Source organism: Cupriavidus sp. OV096 (assembly GCF_900115455.1).
GTDB lineage: Bacteria > Pseudomonadota > Gammaproteobacteria > Burkholderiales > Burkholderiaceae > Cupriavidus.
This window is the reverse complement of record NZ_FOWM01000002.1, coordinates 490094-505726: the sequence shown is the minus strand read 5'-3', so window position 1 is coordinate 505726 and position 15633 is coordinate 490094. Positions and strand designations below refer to the sequence as shown.

Sequence of the window (15633 nt, the reverse complement as noted above, 5' to 3'; positions counted from 1 at the left end):
AACGCGTCCGGACGGCCCCAAGGGCGACCGGGGGTGCCCTACGGCGCCTCGCGGGCCAGCGCGAGGGCTTCGAGCAGCGTCTGGTGATCGCCGATATGGTTGGCCAGTAGCAGGATCAGCCGCGCGTTGGCGGCCTGGCTGGCGGCGTCGTCGAGGTCGCGATGCATGTCGATCAGCGCCTCGTAGAAATCGTCGGGGCGCGCGAGGTTCGGCGCGGTGTTGAGGGGCATCGGCGGGTCTCCTGATTGTCGCGACGGGCGGCAAGTCACGCCATCGCCATCGGCTTGGGAGCCGGGGCCACCGCTGGCCGGCCCTGCCCCGCCTGACCGATGGCCCGGTCCAGCGCAGCGCCGACGCGCGCCGCATCCACCGTCCGCCAGCGCGCGCAGACGTGCTGGTCCGGGCGGATCAGGTAGCAGGTACCCGCGCGGGCGTCGTAGCGGCGGGCGGCCAGCCCTTCCACGTCACGGACCACGGTGGCGCCGGGCCACGGATCGGCGGAGGCGGCGATGGCCGCGTCGGTCACGAAGACCAGCCGCAGCGGCGCCGCGCCCTGCTGCAAGGCTTGCAGCGCGCGGCGGGTCGCGGCATCGAGCCCGGCCGGGGCGCCGAAGATCAGCGCCACGAACTGGTCGCCCAGCCGGGACAGCAGCCACGGTTCACCGCTCATGCTGCATACCGGCGCATCGGCACAGGCCGCGCCCGGCACCATCGCCCCGGCGAAGGCCTCGCCGTCGCCATCGGCCGTATTGAGCGGCGATGCGTGCAGTACCGCCGGCACCGAGAGCCGCCCGCTGTTCACCAGTTGCCGGGCAAACCCATGGTCCCGCGCCAGCGTGAGTACAGCGTCGCGGAAGGTGCGGCTGACGGCGCTCTTGGGGGTGATGAAATCAGTCGAACGCGTGGAATGGCGGATGTTCTCGTCGGCGGCGAACTCGCGCTCGCTGGCGTAGGAGTCCAGCAGGCTGTCCGGCGCGCGGCCCGCCAGCACATAGGCGAGTTTCCAGGCGAGGTTCTCGGCATCCTGCACGCCGCTGTTGGCGCCGCGCGCGCCGAACGGCGAGACGCCATGCGCCGCATCGCCCGCGAACAGCACGCGTCCATGGCGGAAGTGGTCCATCCGCACGCAGGAGAAGGTGTAGACGCTGACCCACTCCAGCTCGAACTTCGCATCCGGGCCGAGCAGCGCCCGCACGCGCGGGATCACCCGTTCGGGTGTTTTCTCCAACACCGGGTCGGCATCCCAGCCGAGCTGGAAGTCGATGCGCCAGACGTTGTCCGGTTGCCGGTGCAGCAGCACCGACTGGTTCGGATGAAACGGCGGATCGAACCAGAACCAGCGCTCGGGCGGAAACGCGGCCTCCATCTTCACATCGGCAATCAGGAAGCGGTCCCGGAAGGTATGGCCGTGGCTCTCCAGCCCCATCAGCTTGCGCAGGCCGCTGCGCGAGCCGTCGGCAGCCACTACGTAGCGGCCGCACAGCGTGTAGCCGCCGTCGGGCGTCTCCACGGTCAGCGCCACGTGGTCATCGCGCGACTCCAGGTTCACCGCGCGGCTTTTCCAGCGGATGTCGATCAGGGGCAGCGCGCGCGCCAGATCGAGCAGATAGCCCTCGACGTAATACTGCTGGAGGTTGATGAAGGCCGGGCGCTGGTGGCCGGACTCGGGCAGGAGGTCGAACGCGTAGACCAGGCTGTCGCGCAGGAAGACCTTGCCGAGGTGCCAGCGCACGCCCTTCTCGACCATGCGCCCGGCGCAGCCGAGGCGGTCGAAGATATCCAGCGTGCGCTTGGCGAAGCAGATGGCGCGGGAGCCGGTGGAGAGCGTGCAGTCCTCGTCGATCAGCACCACCGGCACGCCATGCCGGGCGAGGTCGATGGCGGTGGCCAGCCCGACCGGGCCGGCCCCGACTACCACCACGGGGTGCGGCGCGCCGGCGGCATGGCCCGGACGCTGCTCCGCGCACGGCGCGTAGGCGTACTGCTGGCGCTGGTAATCCGGGTCGATGGCGTCCGTGGCCATGGCTCAGTCCTGCAGCGCGGCCCACATCTCCTGGTCGCGCTGGGCGGTCCAGATGCGCGGATGGGTGATGCCGGCGGCCTCGTCGAACGCGCGCGAGACATCGAACGGCAGGCAGTGCTCGTAGATGAACACCTGGCCGAACTTCGGGTCCATGGACTTGCGCGTGTGCGCCATGGCGGCCTTCAGGTCCATACGGTCCGCCACGGCCTCCTTGCCGGCTTGCAGCAGCGTGGTGACGAAGTCCTTGGTGTAGGCGATGCCCTTGGCCACATCGGCGGGCGTGGTCAGCGCGGGGCCGCGGCCCGGCACCAGCTTCTGCGGCTGCAGCGCGGCCAGCGCGTCGAGCGTAGCCGGCCATTGGGCGAGCTGGGCGTCGCCGCAGTAACAGGCCGCGTCGTACTCGACCAGATCGCCCGAAAACAGCACCTTCTGCTGCGGCAGCCAGACCACGGTGTCGCCTTTGGTGTGGCCGGCGCCCAGATGGGCAATGCGTACCTCCAGCTTGCCGAGGAACAGGGTGATTTCCTTATCGAAGACCAGCGTCGGCCAGGTCAGGCCCGGCACCGTCTCCACGCCGGCAAACAGGCGCGGAAAGCGCTCGATCTCGGACTTCATATCCGCCTCGCCGCGCTCCACGATCATCTCGTAGGTGCCCCGGCTGGCGATGACCTGCTGCGCCCCTTCGGCGAAGTACGCCGACGCGCCCAGCACGCGCACCGCGTGGTAGTGCGAGAGCACCACGTACTTGATCGGCTTGTCGGTAATCTGGCGGATGCGGGCGATCAGGTCCTGCGCCATCGCCGGGGTGGCGGTGGTGTCGACGATCAGCACGCCGTCGTCGCCGATGATCACGCCCGAGTTGGGGTCGCCCTCGGCCGTGTAGGCGTAGGCGTTCTCGGACAACTGGGTGAAGGTGATCTGCTTGGCTTCCAGGTCGGCCTGGGATGCGAATGCTTTTGCCATGTCGGTCTCGATACGGGGGATAGGCCAAGCTTAGGAAGCCGACCAATCTTAGTCAATGGCAAATCGAATTGTCATTTGCTAAATCACCAGCCAGACCGCATGCCGCTGTGGCGGCGTCCGGGAAACTCCCTACCCGCCGTTCCCCCCCTCCCCGGCCAGCGCCGGCAGCGTCTCCTGGCTGGCCGCCATCACGAAGTCGATGAACCGGCGCACCCGCGCGGGCACGTGGGTGCGGTGCGGGTAATACATATAGAGGCCGACGTTGTTGCTGCGGTAGGCGGGCAGGATCGACACCAGCCGACCGGCCGCCAGATCGTCCTGCACCATGTAGGCCTGTAGCTGCCCGATGCCGATGCCGGCGCGCACCGCCTCGATCTCGGTCTCCACATCGCTGAAGGTGGCCACGGCCGGCACCTCCAGGTAGACGAGATCGCCATCGACCATCAGCTCCCACGGCAGCAGCCGGCCCGTGACCGCCCGGCGGAAGCCGGTGCAGGCGTGGCTGCGCAGGGCGTCGAGCGAGTCCGGCGTGCCATGGCGAGCCAGGTATTCGGGGGCGGCGCAGATCAGCAGCGGCAGGTCGCACAGCTTGCGGGCGACGAGGTTCTGGCCGGGGCTGGTGCCGGCGCGGAAGCCGATGTCGATCTTCGCCTCGACCAGATCGGTGAACAGGTCAGTGAGCACCACATCGAAGGTGATGCCCGGGTATTCCTCCCGGAAGGCCCGGATCAGCGGCACCAGCACGCGGGCGCCCACCGAGTGCGGCGCGGTCACGCGGACCATGCCGTCATCCTCGCTGCGGCTGCTGCGCACCTGCTCGAGCGCCTCGTCAAGCTGGCGCATGCCCGGCTCGGCCAGCTCGAACAGCCGGGCGCCCTCGGTGGTCAGGCTCAGCTTGCGCGTGGTGCGATGGAACAGCCGCACGCCGAGGTATTCCTCCAGCGTGCGCACTGCCTTGCTGACCGCCTGCGGCGTGACCTCGGCCTCCACGGCCGCCCGCGCGAAGCTCTTGGCGCGCACCACGCCCAGGAACAGCGTCAACACCCTGGCCTTGTCCATGCGTTGCCAACCTCTGGTTGTCAATGAAGCAGGCATGGTACGCCGGGCGGCATGATCTGCGGATGGTTTCCCGGAGGGATTCCATTACTATCTGGGCTTCCCCAGCATGGACCCCGGGCAGACGCCGCATGGCCCCACCCATCGACAGCATCGACAGTACCGATAGCGCCGACAGCACCGAGCGCACGCAGCGCGGCATCCAGAGCGTGGAGGTGGGCGGCCGCGTGCTGCGCGCGCTGGCCGACGCGCGCCGGCCGATGTCGCTGGCCGACCTCGCCGCCGCCGCCCAACTGGCGCCTGCGCAGGCGCACACCTATCTGGTCAGCCTGACGCGGCTCGGGCTGATCAAGCGCGACCATATCGACGGTTACTACGAGCCCGGCCCGCTGGCGCTGCGGCTCGGCATGCTTCACCTCGACCACGATCCAGCCTATCGCGCCGCCGTGCCGCGCGTGCAGGCGCTGGCCGCCCGCATCGGCTTCAGCGTGGCGATCAGCCTGCCTACGCCACAGGGGCCGACCATCGTCCATTACGCCCACGCCGGCACGCCGCTGCATGTGAACCTGCACGTCGGCACGGTCATGGCGCTCGCCGCCACCGCCACCGGCCGCACCTACTGCGCGTTCCAGCCGCCCGGGCACTGGCAGGACATCTGGGCGCGGCAGCATCCGCAGGGCGCCGACCTGCCCGGCTTCCTGCATCAGCTAGAGGACATCCGCGCGCGCGGCATGGAGCGCAGCATCGACTCGCCCAGCCCCGCCGTGAGCAGCCTCGCCGTGCCGTTGCGGGATGGCGATGGCGCGCTACGGCTGGTGCTAACGGTGATCGGCTCCACGGGTGGCATCGACGTGGACTGGACCGGCCCGGTGGCCGCCGCCCTGCGCGACGCCGCGGAGGACATCGCCTCCGCCATCGCCGCCAACATCGACAAGGCGCCCGCATGAACGACGACACGCTCCCCGGCGGCGCCAAGCCGCAACGCGGCATCCAGTCGCTCGACAACACGGGGCAGCTGCTGATGGCACTGGTCGCGGCCGGACGGCCCCTGCCGCTGGGCGAACTGGCGCGCGCGGCCGGCATGGTGCCGGCCAAGGCGTTTCCGCATCTGGTCAGCCTGCAGAAGATCGGGCTGCTGTCGCGCAATGCATCGGGGGATTTCGTGGCCGGGGCGTTGAGCCTGGATTTGGGGCTGGTGGCGCTGCAGCGGCTGTCGCCCACCCGGGAGGCCGAGCCGGAGATCATCGCCCTGGCCCATGCCACCGGGTTGTCTGTGGCGATGGCGGTGCTTGGCCCGCTGGGGCCCACCGTGATCCGGCTGGAGGAAGCGGCGCGACCCCAGCATGTGAGCCTGCGGGTTGGCACGGTGTTGTCGATGGTCAACACGGCGATCGGGCGGACCTTCGCCGCCCATCTGCCGGCCGACGTACTGGCCGGCGCGCTGGCGCAGGACGCCATCCGCATGGCCGGCACCCCGGGCGGGACGCCGGCGGGCTATGCCAACCGGCTGAAGGCGGTGAGAGCGACAGGGATCGACAACGCCGTCAGCAAGCCGGTGCCCGGCATCGACACGCTGGCCGCGCCGGTGTTCGACCATACCGGAGTGCTGGCCATCGTCATCGCGGTCATGGGCAGCAGCGGCAGCTTCGACAGCGCCACGGACAGCGGCACCGCCGCGCTGGTCCGCCAGGCCGCGCAGCGGCTGTCCTGGCGGTTCGGCGCGCCTGTGGCAGGTCCGACGATCAGCGCTCGATGACCGGCGCATGCACCGGGGCGATCGACGCGTGCGGCGTCTGCGTGCGCTGCGCGGCCTTGTGGACCATCGTGTAGGCGTAGTCGATGCCCATGCCGTAGGCGCCCGAGTGTTGCTTGGCCAGGCCGGTCACGGCGTCGTACGTTTCCTTGTTCTTCCAGTCACGCTGCCATTCCAGCAGCACCTGCTGCCACGTCACCGGCACCACGCCGGCCTGGATCATGCGTTGCATGGCGTAGTCGTGGGCTTCCTTGGTCGTGCCGCCCGAGGCGTCGGCGACCATATAGATCTCGTAGTCACCTTCCAGCATCGCGCTCAGGGCAAAGGTCGTGTTGCAGACCTCGGTCCACAGGCCGGCCACGACGATCTTCTTGCGGCCGTTGGCGGCCAGCGCGTCGCGCACCTTCTGGTCATCCCACGAGTTCATCGAGGTCCGTTCCAGCGTCTGCTGGCCCGGGAAGACGTCGAGGATTTCGGGGTAGGTGTAACCGGAGAACGACTCGGACTCCACCGTGGTGATCGTCGTCGGCACATCGAAGATCTTGGCCGCCTTGGCCAGGCCCACCACATTGTTCTTCATGGTCTGGCGGTCCATCGACTGGACACCGAAGGCCATCTGCGGCTGGTGGTCGATGATGATCAGCTGGCTGTTGCGCGGGGTCAGGACTTGCAGCTTGGCGTTGTTGGCGTTCGACATGGTGGTTTCTCCGGTAGCTAAAGGTTGATTCGTTCAGTTTTATTGCTTTTCGCTGTTCGCCGTTGTTTTGTTGTGGCGTTGCGATGAGATGAACTATACGGGGCGATAAGTGCCGAAAAGCCGCCAAAGTCTCACGCACTTATTCAAATTTTTTGAAATTGGATCTCTCTACGCCGCCGCGCGACCCCCGGGGCATGTCTACCCCACTTCCCGGGGCTCAATGTCAGGCCCTGCCGGACGTTATCGATCTCATGTCTTTCCCTCATCCGATAAAAACAGGAGAAACCATGGGTCGTCGTTACCTCGCCGGGCTGCTGCTGGCCGTTACCGCCCTCGCGGGTTGCGCAGTGGTACAGAAGCCGATTCCGGCCACCAGCGCGCTGTTCGAGAACAAGGAGAAGACCGTCGCGGTCGCCCTCGAGAAGCTGCCCGAGCCGAACCAGGTCATGCTGGGCGCGCAGGGCATCCTGGACTACGCCATCAACCGGGCCAACGCCAAGGCCATCGTCGACCGCCTGCAGAAGCAGGATTTCTCGAAGGTGAGCGGCCTGCCCAAGGAATTCGCCCAGGGCCTGGAATCGCGCCAGATCAAGGTCGTGATGATCGAGGAGCCGATCGATACGGAGTCCCTCTCCAAGTTCACGGAGGGCTCGGGCGATGGCGTGGCGCTGCGTGACTATCGCCCGCTGGCCCGGAAGTACAAGGCGGACAAGCTGCTGCTGGTGAGCGCCACCTCGCTGGGCACGGTCCGAAACTACTACGGCTTCCTGCCGCTGACCCCGCCGACGGCCCTGATCTCCCTGACCGGACAGCTGGTGGACCTGTCGACCAACAAGCTCGAATGGTATGAAAGGGTGGAAAACCACAATCCCGCCAAGGGCGACTGGGACCAGGCCCCGGAATATGAAAACCTGATGGGCGCCGTGGACGAAGGCACCCGCGCGGCCACCTCGCAGCTGCGTGGCGCGTTCTTCATGGAACGGGCCGCACCGGCGGTGCCGAAGGTGGCGGGTACGGCGGCGGCGGGATCGGCGCAGTAAAAACCCCCGCTGGAAAGCAAAAACGGCCGCGAGAGATCGCGGCCGTTATTTCTTGGGGCGCTGGACTGTCGCGCCCCGGTCGCCTCGCGCTCGAACTCGCGGATCACCGGGTTGCCGAGGATCGCATCCCTTCCCGCATCGATCAGGCGATCAATGTCCGCCTCGGGCAGGCGAAGCCTGGTCGGTACATCGCTCAGACTTGCAGCACGCGCCTTGTCGAGGGAATCGAACGAGATCCGCGTGACGAAGAATTCGACGGCGTCGCACCGCCAGTCCGGGCTGCTTGCGGCGATTTCCTGTCGCCGGGCATCCGGCATGGCGCCGCTGCGAACCCGAGGGCGGCATCCTGCAATCTGCCAGCTGGACACTCTATGAACAGTTGCGCTTCGACACGACCGGCATTCGCAGTTTCGATTGGGGAACCTATCCAATCATGCGGTTCTCGGCGGTACCCCACGCAGGTCAATGTGCATCTGATCGATCGTCCAGGCGCACCATTCCCGGGGCGTGGCGGAAGCCGCGATGGGCCCGACCGCCGGTGCCATCGGCAACGCACTGGTCGATGCCACGGGCGTGAGGCTGCGCGATATGCCACTGGGCGGCGAGACGCTGCAGGCCAGGATCGCGCCCTAAGTACCGAGGGAGGCGTTGCATCCCGCGCAACGCTGATTTGCTCCCCGTTGTGATTCAAATTGCGCTTTCCGGCGCCTAAGCTCTCCCCATTGCAACCTGTCCCTCAACGCCATGGAATCCACAACTTCCCCCCTCACGCCCGGCGCCGCGCCTGCGCCAGTCCCGATGGCCGGCGCGCTGGTCGCGCTGTTTTCGCTGTGTGCCGGCGTGCTGGTTGCCAACCTCTATTACGCCCAGCCCATCATCGAGATGATTGCGCCGACGGTGGGGCTGTCGGCCCAAAGCGCCAGCGTCATCGTGTCGCTGACCCAGATTGGCTATGCCGTCGGTCTTTTCTTTCTGGTGCCGCTGGCAGATCTTCACGAGAACCGGCGCCTGCTGCTGATCAGTGGCGTGGCCGCCGCCATCAGCCTTGTGGGCGCCGCCACCGCGTCGCAGCCAGGACTGTTCCTGCTGGTGTCGCTGTTGCTTGGCCTGAGCTCCGTGAGCGTGCAGATACTGATTCCGCTGGCGGCGCACCTTGCGCCCGAAGCGCTGCGTGGGCGCACCGTGGGCACGATCATGGGCGGCCTGCTCTCCGGAATCCTGCTGTCCCGGCCATTGTCGAGCCTGCTGGCACAGGCCTTCGGCTGGCGTGCGGTGTTCTTTATCGCCGCCGCGATGACGCTGGCGACGGTGGCCATCATCGCAGCGACGATTCCGCGCCGCATGCCCGAGCATCGCGGCACCTATGGCGGCCTGCTGGTTTCCCTGTGGCATCTGTTCACGCGCTATGCGGTGCTGCGCCAGCGCTCGCTGTACCAGGCGCTGCTGTTTGCCGCGTTCAGCCTGTTCTGGACTGCCGCACCCCTCGAGCTGGTCAGCCACTATGGCCTCTCGCAATCGCAGATTGGCGTCTTTGCACTGGTTGGCGCGCTGGGCGCTGTGGCGGCACCGATCGCCGGCCGGCTGGCAGATTCGGGCTATACGCGCATCGCCTCTTACCTGGCGATGATCGCTGCTGTCATCAGTTTCCTCCCCGGACTGGTCGGCGGCACAGGCGGCGTCTATTGGCTTGCATTGACCGGCATCGTGCTCGACTTTGCCGTGCAGATGAACATGGTGCTGGGTCAGCGTGCGATTTATGCGCTCGATGCCACCAGCCGTGGACGCCTGAACGCGCTGTACATGACCGCCATCTTCGCCGGGGGCGCGGTGGGATCGGCCGTCGCCAGCGTGCTCTACACGCATATCGGCTGGTCCGGCATCGTCGCGACGGGCAGTGGTCTTGCGCTGGTCTCGCTGCTGGCCATGGCCCTCGCTTCGCGCCGCTGAGCAGCTCGCTCCTTCTTCGAACCATTCATTGACCGGAGTCATCATCATGACATCCCATCTGTTCTCGCCCATCACAATCGGGCAGCTGCAACTGACTCACCGCGTCGCCATGGCGCCATTGACGCGCTCGCGCGCTGGCCAGCCCGGTAATGTGCCCAATGCCATGAATGTCGAGTACTACCGGCAGCGCGCCTCAGCGGCACTGATCATTACCGAGGCCACCCAGATCTCACAGCAAGGCCAGGGCTATGCGTGGACCCCTGGGATCTACACCGCCGAGCAGGTCGAGGGCTGGCGTGCCGTGGCGGACGCCGTCCATGCCGAAGCTGGCCGGATCTTCCTGCAACTGTGGCACGTTGGCCGGGTTTCGCACCCGTCGTTTCAACCCGGCGGCGCGCTGCCGGTGGCGCCGAGCGCGCTCCCGGTGCCCGGCAAGACGTTCATCGTCGACGCCGACGGGAACGGCGTGTGGGGCGACATCCCGACGCCACAGGCACTGACCGTGGAGGGTATCGCGGCGATCGTGCATGACTACCGCCGGGCCGCGCACAATGCCATGGAGGCGGGCATGGACGGCGTGGAAATCCATGCGGGAAATGGCTATCTGCTGGACCAGTTCATCAACTCTGACAGCAACCTTCGCACCGACGCCTATGGCGGCAGCATCGAGAACCGCGCGCGCCTGCTACTGGAGGTGGTGGACGCCGTGACGGCCGAGATCGGTGCGGAGCGCGTGGGCGTGCGGCTCACGCCGATGGGCCGCTTCATGGGCATGGGCGATGCCACGCCTGAGGCCACGTTCGCCTACATCGCACGCCGCCTCAACGACGAGTCGCTGGCCTATTTGCACCTGGTGGAGCCGGCGATGGTCGGTACGGTCAAGGACGAGGCGGCTGACCCACGCTGGGATGCCATCATGCGCAGGATGCGTGCCGAATTCCACGGCGTGCTGATGGTGGCTGGCGGCTACGACGGCGCCTCTGCAGAACGTGCGATTACCGACGGGCGCGCGGACATCGTCGCGTTCGGACGGCCGTTCATCGCCAATCCCGATCTGCCCCGCCGTCTCCAGACCTCGGCGGCGCTGAATGCCGCCAATCCGGCGACGTTCTTTGGCGGCACGACTGTCGGCTACACCGACTATCCGGCACTTGCCTGAGTCATTCCTGGCGGCGTGTCGGCCCGGGCAATGTCGCCAGGAATGTCAGGAACGCGGCAATCCGTCGCGAGCCGCGCTGGTTCGGCAGATACAGCGCAGAGATGGCGGAGCTTGTCTGGTCAGGATTGACAGACCATGCGTCAAACAACGGCGTCAGCCGACGATTGTCAATATCGTCATCGACGAGCCAGTCCGGCAACAGGCCGATGCCCCCGCCCGCCAGCGCGATCTCGCGTAATACCTCGGCGTTGTTGCTGCGGAAATGGCCATTGACCGGAACTGTCGTCTCACTGCCGTCCTGGCGAAAGGTCCACACCTGATCCCGCGCGCCATAGCTGAATCGCAGACAGCGATGATGGAGCAACTCGCCGGGCTCAGCGGGCACACCCTGGCTCTCCAGATAGGCCGGGCTAGCCACCACGCGACGGCGGAAGCTGCCGATCTCCCGCGCGATGACACTGTCGTAAGACGCCGGGCTGCCCAGCCGGACGGACAGGTCAATCCGCTCGCCGATCAGGTCGACGATGTCGTCGGTCAGCGTCACCTCGACCTCGAGTTTCGGAAACTTCGCCAGCCAATCGCCAAGATAGGGGGCGATGCATCGCCGCCCAAACGCCACGGGTAGCGATACGCGCAAGCGCCCAACCGGCTCCTCGCCCCGATCCGCAATCAACGCGTCGGCTTCCTCCACGGCATCCAGAATCTTCCGGGCCTGCTGGTAATAGGCTGCGCCGGCCTCCGTGACCGTGATGAGCCGCGTGGACCGATTCAGCAAGACCGCCCCCAGTGATGCCTCAAGGCCGTCGAGCGCGCGCGTGACCGACGATGTGGCCAGCTCCAGGCGTCGTGCTGCGGCGGAGAAGCCCTTCGCATCCACGGTTTCCACGAACATCTTCAGTGCAAGCAGCTTGTCCATCTTCCAGGGATGATCGATTGATAACGATTGGTCATTCGGGAAGCGTGATGCAGATCGCGATATGAACTATGCGACACGCTCGCGTTCCGGCAGATGATGCCACTCCTTGATCCGACCTGCTTTGTGAGCCAGGCGCGACACCGCGCGGAAGCTCGTCGAATCAGGGTAAGTCCCACCCGTCCCGCCCCTTGGCCTGTCGCGCCTTCCGCCCTATCATTTATCAACCGATCACTGATCGATCGATAATTTAAAGGAGGCGACGATGGCACTGACCAAACTTGCGCATTTTTCCATTCGCACCACCGACCTGGAACGGTCCTGCGCGTTCTACGAACGCGTGCTGGGCTTCCGGCGTGGCTTCCGCCCCCCGTTCGATTTTCCCGGCGCCTGGCTCTATATGGGCGATGACGAGCGTGACTACGGATGCGTGCACATCATTGGCATCGATCCCGCCAATCCTTCGGGGCTGGCGGCCTACCTCGGCGACAAGTCCCTGCCCGCATCCGGCACCGGCACGCTCGACCACATCGCCTTCCTGGCCACTGGCGTCGCGCAGATGTGGAACATCCTCCGCGCCGAGGGCATCGCCTGGCGTGACCGCACCGTCCCGAGCCTTGGCCTCCATCAGGTCTTCATTGAGGATCCTTCGGGCGTCACGATCGAGCTCAACTACCCATCCACCGAGGTGGAGGGCCTGGCATTGCCGCATCCGGCGCAAGCTACAACGGGAGTCGAGGCATGAAATCCGCACTGCAAAGGCAACCCAGGGCGATCGTCGTCGGCGGATCGCTCGGCGGTCTGTTTGCCGCCAGCATGCTTCAGCGCGAAGGCTGGGAGGTCGAGGTCTTCGAGCGGACACCCGAAGCGTTGACCGGGCGTGGCGCCGGAATCGTCACGCACCCGGAACTGTTCGAGGCACTGGCCACCGCCGGCGTGGTCGTCGACGACAGCATTGGCGTTCACGTCGATACCCGGGTCACACTCGCCCGCGATGGCGCTGTGGTATCGGATCGCCAGATGCCCCAGACATTGACGGCCTGGGGCAAGATGTATGACGTGCTGGGCAAGGCGTTTTCCGGCGCCTATCGCACCGGCGCTACCGTGACCGCGGTCGATTCTCATGCCGACCATGCGGTCGTCACGCTGCAGGACGGCTCGACGCACCGGGCCGACATGGTCATTGCCGCCGACGGCTTCCGCTCGGGGGTACGCGAACAGCTACTGCCTTCGGTCGGCCTGGAGTACGCCGGATATGTTGCCTGGCGCGGGCTGGTCGATGAGGCCGATATTTCGCCCGGCACGCACGCGGCCATTTTCGACAAGTTTGCCTTCTGCCTGCCGGCTCACGAGCAAATCCTTGGCTATCCGGTGGCAGGCGACGGCAACAGCATCGCGCCGGGCCGCCGCCGCTACAACTTCGTGTGGTATCGCGCCACGCGCGAGGAAGACGAACTCCCTGACCTGCTGACCGACGTCGCGGGCAAGACCTGGGCCAATGGCATTCCGCCGAGCCTGATCCGCCCCGAGGTGCTCGACGACATGGAAAGCGCCGCATCCGATCTGCTGGCGCCGCAGTTCGCGGAAATCGTCACGAAGACCCCCCAACCGCTATTCCAGCCGATCTTCGACCTGACCGTGCCTCGCATGGCTTTCGGCCGAATCGCGCTGCTGGGCGACGCCGCGTTCGTGGCTCGCCCGCATTGCGGCATGGGTGTCACGAAAGCGGCCGGCGACGCCATCGCACTGGTCCGCGCGCTGGCCGGACATCCGTCCGTCGAAACGGCGCTCGAGGCGTACAGCACCGAGCGCGTCCAGGTAGGCCGGGCGGTCGTCGAGCACGCACGCCATCTGGGGGCCTATATGCAGGCGCAACTCAAGGGTGAACAGGATCGCGAGATGGCCGAACGCTATCGGACGCCCGAGGCAGTCATGCGCGAGACCGCCGTCTCACGGCGCTTCTGACCTACGCCGCAAAACAACGTACCGGAGACAACATCATGCCCCAAGCCGCCGCCTATCCAATCCATCTTGATCTTGCCGAAACGGACCCGCCCGTGGTCCCGCATCCCCTCCTGAGCGAGCCAGGCTTCGCGCGTCTGCAGCGCGCGCGCCGTCGTTTTTCCTGGTCGCTCACCGCCGCGATGCTGGCGGTCTACTTCGGCTTCATTCTCACCCTGGCCTTTCGTCCGGACCTGCTTGCTGCGCCGCTGACAGCAGGCCAGCCGATGAGCGTCGGCATACCCATCGGGTTCGGCATGTTCGCCTTCACCTTCGCACTGGTGGCCATCTATGTGTATCGCAGCAACACCGTCTACGACAGGATGATTGCGCAGATCCGCGAGGGAGAACCGTCATGAACCGCGCCTTGATTGCAGCTTCCCTCCTGCTTGCGCCGCTTGTCGCGGCCACTCCCGCCCTGGCGGCCACGCCACCGGTCGGGCAGGGCCTGAACCTGATCGCCATTGCCATGTTCGTCGCGTTTGTCGCCGCCACACTGGTCGTGACACGCTGGGCGGCCAAGCGCAACCACAGCGTGGCCGACCACTACGCTGCCGGCGGCAAGATCACGGCCATGCAGAATGGCTGGGCGATTGCCGGCGACTACATGTCTGCCGCATCGCTGCTCGGCATTTCGGCGCTGGTCTTTACCAGCGGCTACGACGGCCTGATCTATTCCATCGGATTCCTGGCCAGTTGGCCCATCATCCTGTTCCTGATCGCCGAACCCCTGCGCAATCTGGGGCGCTACACGCTGGCCGATGTGCTGTCATACCGGCTCAGGCAGCGGCCTATCCGCGGCTTCTCGGCATTGAGTTCGATCGTGATCGTGCTGCTGTACCTGGTCTCGCAGATGGTGGGCGCCGGCAAGCTCGTGGAGCTGCTGTTCGGCTTCAACTACACCTCGGCGGTGGTCCTGGTCGGCGTGCTGATGGTGGTCTACGTGTTCTTCGGGGGCATGCTGGCCACGACTTGGATCCAGATCATCAAGGCCGTCATGCTGCTGGCCGGTTGCGCCTTCATGGCCTTCATGGTCATGCGCCACTTCGGCTTCAGCCTGAATACCCTGTTCGAGCACGCCATCACCGCACATGGCAAGCACGACGCCATCATGCGTCCCGGCGGCCTGGTCTCGGATCCGGTGTCAGCCGTGTCGCTGGGCCTGGCGCTGATCTTCGGCACTGCCGGCCTGCCGCACATCCTGATGCGCTTCTTTACCGTCAGCAACGTCAAGGCCGCGCGCAAGAGCGTGCTCTACGCCACCGGCATCGTCGGCATGGGCTACGCCATGATCATCGTGATCGGCTTTGGCACGATCGCGCTGGTCGCCCAGGATCCGCTGTACCACAACAGCGCCGGCGCCGTGATTGGCGGGGTCAACATGGTGGCCGTGCATCTTGCTCATGCGGTGGGTGGAAACGTCTTCCTCGGCTTTATCTGTGCGGTGGCGTTCTCGACGATCCTGGCCGTGGTTGCCGGGCTGACGCTGGCGGGCTCCTCCGCCATCTCGCACGACCTCTATGCGACGGTGATCCGCCAGGGCAAGGCGTCCGACAAGGACGAGATGCGGGTGTCGCGTATGACGACGCTGGTGCTGGGTGTGCTGTCGATCCTGCTCGGCATCCTGTTCGAGAAGCAGACCATCGCCTTCATCGTCAGCCTGACATTCTCGATCGCCGCCAGTTCCAATTTTCCCGTGCTGCTGCTGTCGATCTACTGGCGCGGGCTGACCACGCGCGGCGCGGTCGTCGGCGGCATGCTCGGACTGATCACGGCCGTAGTACTGACGATCCTGAGCCCGACCGTCTGGGTGCAGGTGCTGGGGCACGCCTCGGCCATCTATCCGTACGAATATCCGGCCCTGTTCTCCATGCTGGTGGCATTTGCCGGCATCTACGTATTCTCGGTGACCGACCGGTCGGCACGGGGGGCATGGGAACGCGCGGCGTATCAGAATCAGCGCGTGGATTGTGAGCTGGGCCTCGGCAGGAAGACCGTTAACTAGGCTGCAGCCACCATCGGGAGCGGGCGGCGCAGACCTTCTGCAGTCGCCCATCTTCCCATTTATCGGTCGATTGGTA

Annotated in this window: 15 protein-coding genes and 1 pseudogene; 10 read left to right on the top strand and 6 right to left on the bottom strand. The window is 66.3% G+C overall.

Going from position 1 to position 15633, the window contains the following annotated elements; genetic code table 11:
* Positions 1–38: 38 nt before the first annotated feature.
* The 4 genes from BM115_RS06345 to BM115_RS06330 form a co-directional block, all read right to left on the bottom strand.
* On the bottom strand, positions 39–230 hold the full coding sequence (locus BM115_RS06345; protein ID WP_092291752.1) for a DUF2783 domain-containing protein: 192 nt from the start codon (positions 228–230) through the stop codon (positions 39–41).
* 35 nt (positions 231–265) lie between these two features.
* Positions 266–2023 carry an FAD-dependent oxidoreductase gene (locus BM115_RS06340; protein ID WP_092291750.1) on the bottom strand — a complete coding sequence of 586 codons (1758 nt, stop codon included), beginning with the start codon at positions 2021–2023 and terminating at the stop codon, positions 266–268.
* Between the two features lie 3 nt (positions 2024–2026).
* Positions 2027–2986 carry an MBL fold metallo-hydrolase gene (locus tag BM115_RS06335; protein ID WP_092291749.1) on the bottom strand — a complete coding sequence of 320 codons (960 nt, stop codon included), beginning with the start codon at positions 2984–2986 and terminating at the stop codon, positions 2027–2029.
* A 129-nt stretch (positions 2987–3115) separates the two neighbouring features.
* On the bottom strand, positions 3116–4045 hold the full coding sequence (locus BM115_RS06330; RefSeq protein ID WP_092291747.1) for a LysR family transcriptional regulator: 930 nt from the start codon (positions 4043–4045) through the stop codon (positions 3116–3118).
* A gap of 128 nt (positions 4046–4173) precedes the next feature.
* Here BM115_RS06330 and BM115_RS06325 point away from each other — a divergent pair, with 128 nt between their 5' ends.
* Together BM115_RS06325 and BM115_RS06320 are read left to right on the top strand one after the other, a co-directional pair.
* Complete coding sequence (locus BM115_RS06325) at positions 4174–4989, top strand: IclR family transcriptional regulator (protein WP_092291746.1); 816 nt, start codon at positions 4174–4176, stop codon at positions 4987–4989.
* Positions 4986–5798, top strand: coding sequence for an IclR family transcriptional regulator (locus BM115_RS06320; protein ID WP_092291744.1), 813 nt, complete (start codon positions 4986–4988; stop codon positions 5796–5798). Before BM115_RS06325 ends, BM115_RS06320 begins: the two co-directional genes overlap by 4 nt.
* On the opposite strand, the gene BM115_RS06315 is transcribed toward BM115_RS06320, so the two are convergent.
* On the bottom strand, positions 5785–6492 hold the full coding sequence (locus tag BM115_RS06315; protein ID WP_092291742.1) for a hydrolase: 708 nt from the start codon (positions 6490–6492) through the stop codon (positions 5785–5787). The genes BM115_RS06320 and BM115_RS06315 overlap by 14 nt on opposite strands.
* A gap of 287 nt (positions 6493–6779) precedes the next feature.
* On the opposite strand from BM115_RS06315, the gene BM115_RS06310 reads away from it, so the two are divergent.
* From BM115_RS06310 to BM115_RS06290, 4 genes and pseudogenes are all read left to right on the top strand, one after another.
* On the top strand, positions 6780–7532 hold the full coding sequence (locus tag BM115_RS06310) for a hypothetical protein (RefSeq protein ID WP_092291740.1): 753 nt from the start codon (positions 6780–6782) through the stop codon (positions 7530–7532).
* A gap of 328 nt (positions 7533–7860) precedes the next feature.
* Positions 7861–8165 (top strand): annotated as a pseudogene (locus BM115_RS06300) (xanthine dehydrogenase family protein molybdopterin-binding subunit); the annotation flags it as partial.
* Positions 8166–8276: 111 nt separating this feature from the next.
* A complete protein-coding gene (locus BM115_RS06295) occupies positions 8277–9479 on the top strand; it encodes an MFS transporter (protein WP_218158017.1) in 1203 nt (400 codons plus the stop codon).
* Positions 9480–9525: 46 nt separating this feature from the next.
* Positions 9526–10638, top strand: coding sequence for an alkene reductase (locus BM115_RS06290; protein ID WP_092291736.1), 1113 nt, complete (start codon positions 9526–9528; stop codon positions 10636–10638).
* A gap of 1 nt (position 10639) precedes the next feature.
* Here the strand turns inward: BM115_RS06290 and BM115_RS06285 are convergent, their stop codons facing one another.
* Positions 10640–11554, bottom strand: coding sequence for a LysR family transcriptional regulator (locus BM115_RS06285; protein WP_092291734.1), 915 nt, complete (start codon positions 11552–11554; stop codon positions 10640–10642).
* 262 nt (positions 11555–11816) lie between these two features.
* On the opposite strand from BM115_RS06285, the gene BM115_RS06280 reads away from it, so the two are divergent.
* Genes BM115_RS06280 through BM115_RS06265 form a run of 4 tightly spaced genes read left to right on the top strand, consistent with a single transcriptional unit; the run spans position 11817 to position 15557 of the window.
* On the top strand, positions 11817–12296 hold the full coding sequence (locus tag BM115_RS06280) for a VOC family protein (RefSeq protein ID WP_092291732.1): 480 nt from the start codon (positions 11817–11819) through the stop codon (positions 12294–12296).
* Positions 12293–13516 (top strand): FAD binding domain-containing protein, encoded by a 1224-nt coding sequence (locus BM115_RS06275; protein WP_092291730.1) that lies wholly within the window; start codon positions 12293–12295, stop codon positions 13514–13516. The genes BM115_RS06280 and BM115_RS06275 overlap by 4 nt, the downstream gene beginning before the upstream one ends.
* A 35-nt stretch (positions 13517–13551) precedes the next feature.
* Positions 13552–13911, top strand: a complete 360-nt coding sequence (locus tag BM115_RS06270; protein ID WP_092291728.1) for a DUF485 domain-containing protein — start codon at positions 13552–13554, stop codon at positions 13909–13911.
* Positions 13908–15557 carry a cation acetate symporter gene (locus BM115_RS06265; RefSeq protein ID WP_092291726.1) on the top strand — a complete coding sequence of 550 codons (1650 nt, stop codon included), beginning with the start codon at positions 13908–13910 and terminating at the stop codon, positions 15555–15557. The genes BM115_RS06270 and BM115_RS06265 overlap by 4 nt, the downstream gene beginning before the upstream one ends.
* Positions 15558–15633: the final 76 nt, after the last annotated feature.